At 47.1% G+C, this 13,484-nt stretch carries 9 protein-coding genes; 2 read left to right on the forward strand and 7 right to left on the reverse strand.

Features of this window, described 5'->3' with window-relative positions:
* Nucleotides 1-49: 49 nt before the first annotated feature.
* The 7 genes from prmA to UQW94_RS08460 all read right to left on the reverse strand — a co-directional run bounded on the left by prmA (nucleotide 50) and on the right by UQW94_RS08460 (nucleotide 8,416).
* Nucleotides 50-937: a 50S ribosomal protein L11 methyltransferase gene (gene prmA, locus UQW94_RS08430; RefSeq protein ID WP_005382507.1), complete on the reverse strand. Its 888-nt coding sequence runs from the start codon at nucleotides 935-937 to the stop codon at nucleotides 50-52.
* A 165-nt stretch (nucleotides 938-1,102) separates the two neighbouring features.
* Nucleotides 1,103-2,446: an acetyl-CoA carboxylase biotin carboxylase subunit gene (accC, locus tag UQW94_RS08435; protein WP_005382509.1), complete on the reverse strand. Its 1,344-nt coding sequence runs from the start codon at nucleotides 2,444-2,446 to the stop codon at nucleotides 1,103-1,105.
* A 14-nt stretch (nucleotides 2,447-2,460) separates the two neighbouring features.
* The gene (accB, locus tag UQW94_RS08440) at nucleotides 2,461-2,922 is read right to left on the reverse strand and encodes an acetyl-CoA carboxylase biotin carboxyl carrier protein (RefSeq protein WP_005386355.1); all 462 of its coding nucleotides are present in this window, start codon (nucleotides 2,920-2,922) and stop codon (nucleotides 2,461-2,463) included.
* Nucleotides 2,923-2,983: 61 nt separating this feature from the next.
* The gene (gene aroQ / locus UQW94_RS08445; RefSeq protein WP_005382360.1) at nucleotides 2,984-3,433 is read right to left on the reverse strand and encodes a type II 3-dehydroquinate dehydratase; all 450 of its coding nucleotides are present in this window, start codon (nucleotides 3,431-3,433) and stop codon (nucleotides 2,984-2,986) included.
* Nucleotides 3,434-3,736: 303 nt separating this feature from the next.
* A complete protein-coding gene (acs, locus tag UQW94_RS08450; RefSeq protein ID WP_005386359.1) occupies nucleotides 3,737-5,689 on the reverse strand; it encodes an acetate--CoA ligase in 1,953 nt (650 codons plus the stop codon).
* Between the two features lie 237 nt (nucleotides 5,690-5,926).
* Nucleotides 5,927-6,556, reverse strand: a complete 630-nt coding sequence (locus UQW94_RS08455) for a 3'-5' exonuclease (protein WP_025768818.1) — start codon at nucleotides 6,554-6,556, stop codon at nucleotides 5,927-5,929.
* 33 nt (nucleotides 6,557-6,589) lie between these two features.
* Nucleotides 6,590-8,416: a DUF294 nucleotidyltransferase-like domain-containing protein gene (locus tag UQW94_RS08460; protein WP_262636192.1), complete on the reverse strand. Its 1,827-nt coding sequence runs from the start codon at nucleotides 8,414-8,416 to the stop codon at nucleotides 6,590-6,592.
* 233 nt (nucleotides 8,417-8,649) lie between these two features.
* Here UQW94_RS08460 and UQW94_RS08465 point away from each other — a divergent pair, with 233 nt between their 5' ends.
* A complete protein-coding gene (locus UQW94_RS08465; RefSeq protein ID WP_005382367.1) occupies nucleotides 8,650-9,837 on the forward strand; it encodes a 3-phenylpropionate MFS transporter in 1,188 nt (395 codons plus the stop codon).
* Nucleotides 9,838-9,972: 135 nt separating this feature from the next.
* Complete coding sequence (locus tag UQW94_RS08470) at nucleotides 9,973-13,404, forward strand: PAS-domain containing protein (RefSeq protein ID WP_322142190.1); 3,432 nt, start codon at nucleotides 9,973-9,975, stop codon at nucleotides 13,402-13,404.
* The last annotated feature ends 80 nt before the right edge of the window (nucleotides 13,405-13,484 follow it).

Consider the following 13,484-nt stretch of genomic DNA (forward strand, 5'->3'; position numbering starts at 1 on the left):
GTTTTTGTAAATTGTATGAATTTCAAACAATTAGCTCTGAAAACCTTGTCTAGCCTTGCTTACGACCAGAGATGCGACACCATTCACTTTGCTCAACAATCGGGTCAATGTGAAGCTCGTCACGGTAATAGTTCGCAACATCTTCAGCTTGAGTGTCTAATACGCCGGACATAGCGAGGTCGCCATTTGGCTTAACTAGTCCTTTGATGATAGGTGCAAGTTCACGTAAAGGTCCCGCAAGGATGTTGGCCACAACGACGTCAGCGACGAGACCTTCAGGTTGATTTTGCGGTAAGTAAACTTCTAGTTTGTCTGCAACGCCATTACGCTCAGCATTGTCTTTTGAAGCAAGCAGGGCTTGAGGATCAATGTCGATCCCTATCACTTTTTCAGCGCCCAGTTTGATCGCTGCGATCGCAAGAATACCTGAGCCACAACCGAAGTCGATAACGGTCTTACCGCTTAAGTCCATGCTTTCTAGCCACTCAAGACAAAGTGCTGTTGTAGGGTGAGTACCCGTACCGAATGCAAGGCCTGGATCCAACATAACATTAACAGCGTCAGGATCTGGAATATCGCGCCAGCTTGGACAAATCCATAGGCGTTCACCAAATTTCATTGGGTGGAAGTTTTCCATCCATTCGCGTTCCCAGTCTTTATCTTCAAGCTGTTCTACTTTGTAAGCAAAATTGTCAGCCAGCATATTGCTCGCTTTAATTTGGTCGATGATGAAGTTAGTGTCTGCTTCTGCATCATACAGTGCCAGAATATCAGTATCGCCCCATAAGCGAGTTTCGCCAGGTAGAGGTTCGAATACAGGTGTATCCTGCGCGTCTAAGAATGTAACAGACAGCGCGCCAGTCTCTTCCATTAGCATATCGCCGATTTGCTCAGCGTTTTCATTGGTCGCGTTGAGTTTGATTTGAATCCAAGGCATTGGTTTTTGCTCTTAAAGTGAATGAAGTGGCGCAGAGTTTACCAGAACTCTACGATTTGTTTGAGTATATACCCAAATAAGCCGATTTATATGTTGAGCCGTTCGCGTACATATAAAACAAAAATGCCCACGGGAGTGGGCATTTTTTAAGACGTTTGCTTAGGCTTATTGTAAGCCAAGCTTCTTCTCTAGGTAGTGGATGTTTGCACCACCGTGTTGGAAGTTTTCGTCATTCATAATGGAGAACTGCAGTGGCACGTTAGTTTTGATGCCTTCGATGATCATCTCACCCAGTGCGTTTTTCATACGTGCAATCGCTACATCACGGTTCTCACCGTAAGTGATCAGTTTACCAATCATTGAATCGTAATGAGGTGGAACTGTGTAGCCTGTGTAGATATGAGATTCCCAACGTACACCCATACCGCCAGGAGCGTGGAAACGCTCGATCTTACCCGGAGATGGTAGGAAGCGCTCAGGGTCTTCTGCGTTGATACGACACTCAATCGCATGGCCACGGATCTTAATATCATCTTGAGTGAATGACAGAGGCTGACCCGCTGCAACACGAAGCTGTTCTTTGATTAGGTCGATGCCAGTAACCATCTCTGTTACTGGGTGCTCTACCTGAATACGAGTGTTCATTTCGATGAAGTAGAACTCACCGTTCTCGTATAGGAATTCAAACGTACCTGCGCCGCGGTAACCGATCTCGATACATGCACGAGTACAGCGTTCACCGATGTACTTACGCATTTCTTCGGTGATACCAGGTGCTGGAGCTTCTTCCACTACTTTTTGGTGACGACGTTGCATTGAACAGTCACGCTCACCAAGGTGGATTGCGCCGCCTTGACCGTCAGCAATAACCTGAACTTCAACGTGACGAGGGTTTTCTAGGAATTTCTCCATGTAAACCATGTCATTGTTGAACGCCGCTTTTGCTTCAGCACGTGTCATTGCAATGGCTTGGATAAGGTCTTTCTCTGCGCGAACAACACGCATACCACGACCGCCGCCGCCGCCAGATGCTTTGATGATTACTGGGTAACCAATGCGCTTAGCAAATGCTTTGTTTTTCTCTTCGTCATTGTCTAGAGGGCCGTCAGAACCCGGTACACAAGGAACGCCTGCTTTCTTCATTGCATTGATAGCAGATACTTTATCGCCCATTAGGCGGATAGTGTCTGCCTTTGGACCAACGAAGATGAAACCACTGCGCTCAACTTGCTCTGCGAAGTCTGCGTTCTCAGACAGGAAGCCGTAACCTGGGTGGATAGCCACAGCACCAGTCACTTCTGCTGCAGAAATGATGCGTGGAATGTTTAGGTAGCTGTCGATACCACGAGCAGGGCCGATACATACGGTTTCGTCTGCGAGTAGTACGTGCTTAAGATCGCGGTCCGCTGTTGAGTGAACAGCGACGGTCTTAATACCTAATTCTTTACAAGCGCGAAGAATACGAAGTGCAATTTCACCTCGGTTCGCGATGACTACTTTGTCTAGCATAAGGCAAGCCCCGCTTATTCGATTACAACAAGAGGTTGGTCGAATTCAACTGGTTGGCCGTCTTCAGCTAGGATTGCTGTAACAACGCCAGATTTGTCCGCTTCGATTTGGTTCATCATTTTCATTGCTTCAACAATACATAGAGTATCGCCAGCATTTACTTTCTGACCCACTTCTACGAATGCTTTAGAGTCTGGGCTTGGAGAGCGGTAGAAAGTACCAACCATTGGAGAAAGAACTTGGTGACCTGCAGGTGTTGCTGCTGGAGCTTCTGCTGCTGGCGCTTCCGCTACTGGTGCCGCTGCTACTGGAGCAGGTGCCGCCGCTGGAGCTGCTGCGTAGTGAATTGGTGCTTGAGGGGCTGCAGTGCCATGACGGCTGATGCGCACTGACTCTTCACCTTCAGAGATCTCTAGCTCAGCAATGCCAGACTCTTCAACTAACTCAATTAGCTTCTTGATTTTACGAATATCCATCTTTTCTTTCTCTTTTATCTTGTGATTAAGACAACCCTCGTAGGGTTGCAGAGTGTTAGGGTTACTTTGCCTGTAGCTTATTGATCGCTGCAGACAGAGCAAATTCATAACCTTGTGCGCCTAAACCGCAAATCACACCCTCTGCTTTATCTGACAGATAAGAGTGATGACGGAATGGTTCACGTGCGTGCACATTTGATAAGTGCACCTCAATAAATGGGATGGCGACGCCAAGTAATGCATCTCGCAGCGCCACACTAGTATGAGTGAAAGCCGCTGGATTGATGATGATGAAGTCAATCTTGCCATAGGCAGCGTGAATGGCTTCAATCAGTTCGTACTCACGATTTGATTGTAGGTGTTCCAGTTCTACCCCAGCGTTATGGGCTTGCTCTGTAAGAGTATCCACAACTTGAGCTAAGGTACTGTGACCATAGTGTGTCGGTTCGCGCAGACCCAATAGATTAAGATTTGGTCCGTTTAGAACAAGAATCCGTGACTTTGCAGACATTGTGTTGCTATCTTCCCTTATCGTGAGTGGAACGTTTATATTCCCAAATATACGATAGTTCAGCACGATTTTTTTGTTAAAACCGAGCAAATTTTAAAAAATCGACCAAGATTATAGCTAATTCATAGCAATTAGCAGCAATTTACTGGTCTAATCTCCTAATAGCCACTCTCGTTTCTGTAACCAAGTTAACAAAAACAACATAATTGCCATATTTTTTGTGTGGCCAATTTGTGCACTAAAGCAAAAAACCGCCATGAGTGATGGCGGTTTTTAAAGTGCTTTTAAAACAGTTGGTTGAATTTATGCCAATTCTGCTTTCTCTGCGATAAGTTTATCTACAACGCTCGGATCGGCAAGCGTTGATGTGTCTCCGAGGTTGCTGGTATCACCCGTTGCAATTTTACGCAGGATTCGACGCATGATCTTACCAGAACGAGTCTTCGGTAAGGAATCCGTCCAGTGCAGTACATCTGGTGTTGCAATTGGACCAATCTCTTTACGCACCCAATCTTTTACTTCTTTGTGTAGCTCTGCTGACGGGAATTCACCATCGTTCAAGGTAATGTAAGCGTAGATAGCTTGGCCTTTGATATCATGCGGAATGCCCACAATAGCGGCCTCAGCAATTTTATGATGTGCGACAAGAGCCGATTCTATTTCAGCGGTACCCATGCGGTGACCCGACACGTTTAGTACGTCATCAACACGGCCCGTGATCCAGTAGTAACCGTCTTCGTCACGACGAGCTCCATCACTAGTAAAGTACATTCCCTTGAAGGTTGAGAAGTAGGTCTGTTCAAAGCGCTCGTGGTCGCCATAAACAGTGCGCATCTGACCTGGCCATGAATCAAGGATCACCAAGTTACCTTCTGCTGCGGTTTCTTCAATGATGTTGCCCATGTTATCAACCAGTGCAGGTTGGACTCCGAAGAATGGTCGAGTTGCTGAGCCTGGTTTTAAATCTGTTGCACCTGGTAGTGGTGCAATTAAGATACCGCCGGTCTCTGTTTGCCACCAAGTATCAACGATAGGCGAGCTCTCGTTACCAATCGTTTTGTAGTACCACTCCCACGCTTCAGGGTTGATAGGCTCACCTACTGAACCCATCACACGTAAGCTTGAACGAGATGTCCCTGCTACCGCTTCGTTACCTTTTGCCATTAGTGCACGAATAGCGGTTGGCGCAGTGTAGAGAATGTTCACTTGGTGCTTATCAACCACTTCACTCATCCGAGCCGTGCTTGGGTAGTTTGGAACACCTTCAAACAGAATGGTTTTGGCCCCGTTCGCTAGTGGACCATAAATTAGGTAAGTATGGCCTGTAATCCAGCCCACATCCGCGGTACACCAGAAGGTTTCACCTGGTTGATAATCGAAGACATATTTAAAGGTCATTGCCGCGTAGACGAGGTAACCGCCTGTAGTATGTAGTACGCCTTTAGGTTTACCTGTCGAGCCAGATGTGTAGAGGATGAACAGCGGGTCTTCGGCTTTCATCTCTTCTGGTGGGCAAACGTCAGAAACGTTGGCTGTTGCTTCGTGCCACCAAACATCACGGTGTTCATGCCATTCAACATCACCACCTGTACGTTTAAGCACGACGACTTTATTGATGGTTTTTACGTCTGGGTTGGTTAGTGCTTCATCCACGTTCTTTTTCAGTGGAACAGCGCGTCCGCCACGTACGCCTTCGTCTGCGGTGATCACGACTTTAGCGTCAGAGTCGATGATACGGCCGGATAGTGCTTCTGGTGAGAAACCGCCAAATACTACGGTGTGAACCGCACCAATACGGGTACAAGCGAGCATAGCCACAGCGGCTTCTGGCACCATTGGCATGTATAGACACACCACGTCTCCCTTGCGTACGCCTTGCTCTTTCAATGCGTTGGAGAATTTACACACTTCTTTGTGCAGTTCGTTGAAAGTGAGTGTTTTGTCGTCGGCTGGATCATCGCCTTCCCAAATGATGGCGACGTCGTCCCCGTGTTCTGCAAGATGACGGTCAATACAGTTAGCCGAGACGTTCAGTGTGCCATCTTCAAACCAGCGAATATCAACATGGCCAGTGTCGAAAGAAGTGCTTTTTACTTTGGTGAAAGGTTTGATCCAATCAACGATTTTGCCGTGTTCGTTCCAGAAGCCCTCTGGATCGGTTACCGACTGCTGATACATGGCTAAGTAAGTATCATTATCCGCGTGTGTATGAGTTTTAATATTTTCTTTTACCGGATAAACGTGGGCTTCGCTCATGGCTTCTCTCCTTGTGCCTTATTTCTCGGCCTTACACCAATCTAGATAAGATTTTGAATATATTTTTGTAGGGCTGTTTTTTGGTTCTAAATAACTTGGTCGTGGTAATGACGACGTTGTGCTTATAACTGTCAGTCACCGCGCGTATTTCCACAATTAGACTTTAGGATGAGAGTGATGGAAGCGCCGGGAAATCGCTGAAACAAAAGTATTTCTGGGAGCTAGGTCAACTGATTTTTATGTATACGGCGCGGTTAGGTTGGGTAAATCGCCTTTCGTTAAGCGGACAAAGACCAAAGCGGCAGAAATCGCGTCTTGCAAGGCGTCGTGTTTGTCTTGGATAGGAAGTTCGAGGTGTTTACAAATGGCATCCAGACTTAAGTCGAAATAGGCATTCGGCAAATGTCGTTCCAACTTATCGTGATAAATCTGACTGACCTCGATAAGTGGGTTAGGAAGTGGGAAGCCAAGTTGCCGCAGACAAGCAAGGTCTAAGATCTTTTTATCGTAACGAATGTGATAGCCCACAAGTGGTCGGTTGCCGATAAAGTCGAGCAGCTCGAGCAGCGCCTCTTTTTCACTGATGCCATCGACTAAGTCTTGGTGGCGAATTCGATGGATCTTGACCGAGCCTGAGTCGAGCGATTGCGGCGCGCGTAAGCGGACTTCAAATGGTTGACTGGTGATGATGCGGTTGTCGATGATCTTGGTGGCTGCAATAGTCACCAGCTCGGCACGATTTGGGTCAAGGCTGGTGGTTTCGCAGTCAAGAGAGACGTATTCTGTTTTATCTGGCGTGCAAAACAGCGACTGATAAGGCGAGCCTTTCAATTTGTAGTACCAGTATTTGCGTTGTAACCAGTTCATTGCTTACGCCTCTGTGATTTATGAAAATCAGGGTTAATCACGAATTTGATAATGGAAGCCTAAAAATTGCTTAAATTTCTTCACCACATGTAAGCTGTGGCGAAGCAAATCACGCTCAGTTCTATCCAGTTGTTTAATATCAATGTTATTCAACGCTTCTTGCTTTTTGAGTTGCTGATTAAGGCGAAGTTTAAAGAACAATTTTAGTGCTTCGTTGAGATTATCTGCTGTTTCGGGTTCTAAGATGCGCTTATTTCTCAGAGCTTCAATGCGTTCAAACGTGTTCTTCTCTTCAATGGCATACTCCAAAGACAAGGTGCGAATGCCGTGTACAATTGGGAAAATACCGCCGCGTTTAATGTCCAATCCGTCTTTAGCACTTTTTACGTTGCCAAATAGAGTTAGGGGCACCGAAAACTGCAAGGCAGGGCGAGTAAAATCAGACAATATCAACATGCGATCTTTCATTGTGTCACGAAGATGCGCCGCAATTGGAGCCAGCAGCTCGCAATTCCCAGCAATAGCATGGGCGTCACTGAAAATGGCTAAGTCCATGATTTGTTCTGGTTCGGCTTTAGCTATCCAGTGGTTTAGGGTGCTTATCCATTCTTGCTGTGTTTTGACCCACTTCGGGTTGTTAACCATCACTTTGCCAGGGCAAAGTGGATAACCGAGCTGTTGTAGGGTGTGTGTGAAGGATTGCATCACTTGTTCGCAATGAGGCCATTCCAGACCATCTTGAATAATCAGGCCATTGTCTTGATCGGTTTTGAGAATTTGCTCTCCTCGGCCTTCAGAGCCGAGTACGATCAAGCAACAATGGTCGTGCAAGGCTGGTGGTATTACTAACTCGAACGCTTTCTCGATAATTTGCTCGTTTACAGCTGAGATCAGCTCCATGATGAAGCGAGTGCGGATGCCGTTTTTCAATAAGCTCTCGACCAATTGACGTTGGCGGTTTGAGGCCAAAGCGAGCTCTTCCACGCTGCTTGCTCGAGCAATACTGAGCGTTAACACGTGAGAGTGGGTTGAGAATGCGCTGAGAATTTGGGTCATATCCAGCATGCCGACAGCTCTGTTGCCTTCACATACCATGAGGCGTTTCATTCTATTTCTGGTCATTGTGATCATGGCGTTGAATAGAAAGTCTCCATCATCAACGTGATAAACAGGAAAGCTCGCGATCTCACCCACTGGTGTGTCGAGCGCGCAACCATCTATCATCACAGAATGCAGCATATTAGTACGAGTCACTATTGCGTACGGGTGGGCTGATGGCCATTTTTCCAATCGTGGATCATCGCCATGGAGTTGAACCAATGCAGCGTCAATCCCATTTTCTTTTAAGGAACGTGTTACCTCGTTAATTGGTGTATTTGGTTCAAGGATCATCGGTGGGTGATAAATGCTGCGGTCAACTTTAGTGAGAATAAACTCCGCTAAGTTTTGCTGTTGATGGGCCGCTTCGATGAGCTCTTGCCGTTTCGATAAATTGTTATCGAAATAGGCTGCAAACTGGCCATTTTCGTTGTAAAGGGCAAGGAAAACTTCTTTCGGCAGTAGGTAAGAGAGCGTGTCCTCAAGCGCGATGTAGTGATGACGTACCTTGTCTTCAAGTAACGAGCGTACATCGAACATATCGTCGTTGGCATAATGTGCGAACACTTCCTGTTGATCGTTGGAGCGCTCTTCTACCGCGCCTTTGATCAGAATATGTAAGTGGGGGTTCTTCTGTCCGCAGGATAAAATAACATCTCGAGCTCGATAGTAGGCAACGTCCAGAGACGATCGCAGTCGCGTTTGTTGTGCTTCAGTTAAGCGATCGAACGGTGGAGATTGCATGTTAAATTTGTCAGGCATGAGAACACCCAATAATGATGGAAGGAACACTCTCTAAGTCTGACAAATTTCTTACCGGAAGCCAGACGACTTTGGTCTAAATTACGATGTTTTCGCTTGAAGATGCCAAATGTCGCAAAGTTAGTATTCCATCGAGGAAACGATAAGTTTCTTATTCTTCCCTTTTTATAATACGCATGGCGATCCATAATTCCCGGCTCGAACGTTGGTGTTCCCGTTTTAGGATATTAGTAATGTTGAAACCTTCTCCGTATGGCTGGATTTCCCAGTACTTTCTCGGATTCTTCTTTGCGTATGGCGTGTATCTGCCATTTTGGTCACTTTGGTTTAAGGATCAGGGCGTATCTTCGACAGATATCGGTTTGCTGGTCGGGTTAGGCCTTGCGACACGTTGTGTTGCCAATATCGTGATCACCCCACGAGTACACAAAGTCGAACATCTTATGCCTGCTTTACGTTGGTTGAGTTTCGCTGCCCTCCTTTTTGTTGGATTTCACTTTTTTACGGGTGGTAGCTTTTGGTTAATGGCACTAGCGACAGTGTTGTTCAATCTTTGTTGTGGACCGATTATTCCGTTGTCGGACGCGATGGCAAATTACTACGCTCGCCTGAAAATGCTCGATTATGGCCGCACGCGGCTATGGGGTTCGATCGCCTTTATCGCAGGCTCGACGGCAGTGGGCTACCTGGTGGCTGAATTTGGCTCCGATATGATCTTGTACACTGCGATGTTCGGCGTGTTTATCTCGTTGCTGTTTGCTATGCGACCGACTAACCCAATGCCTGTAACGCACGGTGGGCAAAGCGCAGAACGTCCAAAGCTGACCGCTCTTTTGACCGACAAGCCGATACTAAAATTCTTAGTGTTGGTGTCACTAATTCAGGGCAGTCATGCGGCTTACTACGGCTTTAGTGCGATTCACTGGAAGGCTGCTGGTCACTCGGAAGATGTCATTGGCTACTTATGGAGCTTGGGGGTGGCCGCAGAAGTGGCAGTGTTTGCACTGAGTAAGCGTTTATTCGTAGGTTGGTCAATACGCGCGCTGTTTATTGCTGCTGCCGTTGGTGTAATGATGCGTTGGGGTATTACGGCGTCGACAACATCAATTATTGCTTTGGTGATTGTTCAACTATTGCATGGTGTGACTTTCGCTACCGCACACATTGCCGCGATCCAATATATCCAAAACTCCGAAGAAAATAAGATCGTAGCGTTGCAAGCGTTGTATAACGCGATTCCGTTGGGCGCATTTATCGCGTTAATGACCGTATTGAGTGGCTGGGGTTATGAGCACTGGGGACCGCTTGTGTTCTGGGGCATGGCCGCGATGGGGTTATTGGCTCTGTTCATCAAGCTTGATTCGCAAGACCCACATCAGGTGGTTGATGTATCAGACAAGCCACTTGAAACACAGAATTAGACTTATGTAACAAAGGTTAAAAACTAAGCTTTGTCTCCGTTATCAAAGCGGTGTTAAATGAAACCTCTCCCTCATGGAGAGGTTTTTTTATTCTCTTGCTTTAAAAGTAGCAAGAAAGGCAAGAAAGGATATCGGATGCAAGGATGGCTGGTGGTTCCCGTTTCTTTAGCGTATTTGGGAGCTTTATTTATCATCGCGTGGTACGGCGACATTCAGAAAAGGTGGCTAGCGCGCTGGCGGCCTTGGATTTATAGTCTTTCCATTGCGGTGTACTGTACATCATGGACCTTCTACGGCACGGTCGGGCAGGCCAGCAGTAATCCTTGGTCTTTCTTGCCCATCTATATTGCCCCCATTTTAGTGTTTACCATCGGATGGCGCGTTTTAGCTCGGCTTATTTTGATTGCTAAACGGGAACACATCACGTCGATTGCTGACTTTATCGGAGCACGCTACGGTAAATCCCAAGGTTTGGCCGTGGTTGTTACGCTCATAGCGGTTGCGGGAATTTTGCCGTACATCGCTTTACAGCTGCGTGGTATCACTATGGGGCTTGAAATTATTGCTCCGGAGCTGGCTACTGATTTTGGTTATCAAAACGATAGCGTGTCGTGGTTTGTTGTGGTCGCATTGGCGATTTTTACGATGCTATTCGGTACCCGCCACATTGATAACACGGAACACCATCGTGGGATGATGATGGCAATTGCCTTCGAATCCATTATCAAACTGCTGGCTTTTTTAGTGGTTGGTGTCTTCATTGTTTGGTTGGCGATGAACTCCGAGAATTTGAGCTTAATTGATGTTGCCGCACAGACGTATCAGTCACCAAATATCCCGACTATATTGATTCATACTGTACTGACCATGCTGGCGATAGTTTGCCTTCCGCGACAATTCCATACGATGGTGGTAGAAAATGAACGTGCTCAAGATTTGCATGTGGCTCGTTGGTTGTTCCCCATTTATCTGATCTTAATGGGGATTTTTGTTTTACCTATTGCGTGGGTAGGGCAAGGCCTCTTGAGTGGCGCTTCGCCTGATACTTATGTCATCAGTGTGCCGATGTCGGTCGGGGCGAGTGAAATCGCCTTGCTTGCGTTTCTAGGCGGTACTTCAGCAGCAAGCGGCATGGTTATCGTATCGACGATTGCCTTAGCGATCATGGTCTCGAATGACTTGGTTATGCCATTGCTATTGCGTCGCATGCGACTGACGCAGCGTAACCACCACCATTTTTCTGAATTATTACTGCGGATCCGCCGTGGTTTGATTTTAGTTTTGTTGATTGGCGCGTGGTGTTTCTATCAAGCGTTGGACACCATTCATTCACTTTCTGCTATCGGCTTTCTCTCGTTCGCGGCTATCACGCAATTCGCTCCTGCGCTGGTTGGCGGTATGTATTGGCGTCAAGGGAATAAGAAAGGTGTGTATGTTGGCCTCGCGGTGGGTTTTGCTACCTGGTTGATTACGTTAATGAGCCAAACAGACATGCTTGCCGGAGACGCCAGTAATAACTTCCTGATCTGGTTGATTACGCCACCAGAGGTATTGGCTAGCTTTGATATCGCGATTTCAGATTGGGGGATGATCCTCAGCGTGGTCGCTAATGCAGTGTGTTTTGTTGTGGTTTCTATGGCTACCCGACCAAGCCTAAGTGAGCGCTTACAATCGGCATCATTCGTTGGTACACCGTTGCCTGAAAGCGAAAATATGAGTCTGTACCAGAGCCGCGTTACGGTTGCAGAACTGGAAATGCTAGCGTCCAGATTTGTAGGACGAACGCGAGTTAAAGCGGCGTTTCAAGCCTACTGGAGCCAGCAACGAGAAGAGTTGATGCCGAATCAACAAGCGCCATCTTCTCTGATTCGGCATACGGAGCGTGTGCTAGCAGGGGTATTTGGAGCATCTTCTGCTAAGTTAGTACTTACTTCCGCTCTGCAAGGAAGAAACATGCAGCTTGAAGAGGTGGCGACTATCGTCGATGAAGCCTCTGAACTGTACGATTTTAGTCGGGGTTTACTCCAAGGCGCGATTGAGCATATTGGACAAGGTATTGCGGTCGTCGATAAGCAACTACGCTTGGTAGCGTGGAACCAACGCTATTTAGAACTTTTTGAATTTCCGCCAGGCCTGATTCAAGTAGGTCGACCGATTGCGGATGTGATTCGGCACAATGCAGAGCAGGGGTTGTGTGGCCCTGGTGACCCTGATGACCACGTCCGTCGCCGTGTTTATCACCTTGAGCAAGGGACTCGGCACACCTCTTCTCGGGTTCGTCCCGATGGTCGCGTGATAGAGGTGCAAGGTAACCCAATGCCAGGTGGTGGCTTTGTGATGAGCTTTACCGACATCACCGTATTCCGTGATGCAGAGCAAGCACTGAAAGACGCCAACGAGACATTGGAAGAAAGAGTACGTCTGCGGACTCGAGAATTAGAACAACTTAACAAGCAGCTGGTGGAAGCGACGCAGCGCTCGGATTTGGAATCGAAGTCCAAATCACGGTTCTTGGCGGCAGTAAGCCATGACTTGATGCAACCGCTCAACGCGGCGCGTCTATTTGCATCTTCACTATCGGAAGTCGCCAAAGACAGCGAAGCCAAAAAGCTGTCAGCACACATTGAAAGTGCTTTAGAGGCTGCCGAAGACTTAATTGGAGATTTGCTGGATATCTCGCGTTTGGAATCGGGCAAGTTGGAAGTCAACGTGCATGGCTTTGCGTTAAATGATGTGTTATCGAATTTGAATGCTGAGTTTAGTGCGTTAGCCAAACAGCAAGGTATAGAGTTCACCATGATTCCGTCCTCACTCATGGTTAAGTCGGATCCCAAACTGCTGCGCCGTGTGGTGCAAAACTTCCTGACCAATGCGTTTCGTTATAACCCGAATGGCAAAGTCGCACTCGGTGTTCGCCGCGTGAAAGGGCGAGTGCGTATTGATGTATGGGATAATGGAGTGGGGATTGAAGAAGAGAAGCAGCAAGAGATTTTTGAAGAGTTTAATCGCGGAACTCAAGTTCGTTCCGACCAAGGCCTCGGACTTGGTTTGGCGATTTCGAAAGGAATTGCTCAGGTACTTGGGCATGAAATTTCGATGCGCTCTTGGGTTGGAAAAGGCAGTGTTTTTTCCATCACCCTAGATAAAGCTGATCATGTTCAGCCTCATCCAGTTCACGTGGCAATGAGTAAGCAATCTGAACTTGGTCATCTGAGAATCCTATGTGTCGATAATGAGCCTGACATTCTAGTCGGCATGGAAAACTTACTTTCCCGATGGGGCTGCGATACACGAGTTGCGATTGATTTAGTTGAAAGTCTACAAGCGCTTGAGGATGGTTGGGTTCCGGATGTAATTTTCTCCGATTACCGACTTGATGATGGTCGTACTGGTTTAGAAGTGCTACAGCAATGCCGCCTGAGATTAGGCCACAGCTTTGAAGGCGTCATCATCAGTGCAGATCGTACCGAAGATATGCTTGATGGCATCAAAGCAAATGGGTTCAGCTTTATTGCTAAGCCAGTTAAGCCGCTTAAGCTGCGTTCGGTGCTCAATCGAGTCGCTTAGGATTGGAGTGTTTGAAAAATCGCTATAAAAGAGACCTCCGAATGGAGGTCTCGATATTTGTAATCTTAGTTTATAGGCTG

The sequence above is a fragment of the Vibrio sp. PBL-C16 genome, assembly GCF_034321865.1.
GTDB lineage: Bacteria > Pseudomonadota > Gammaproteobacteria > Enterobacterales > Vibrionaceae > Vibrio > Vibrio alginolyticus.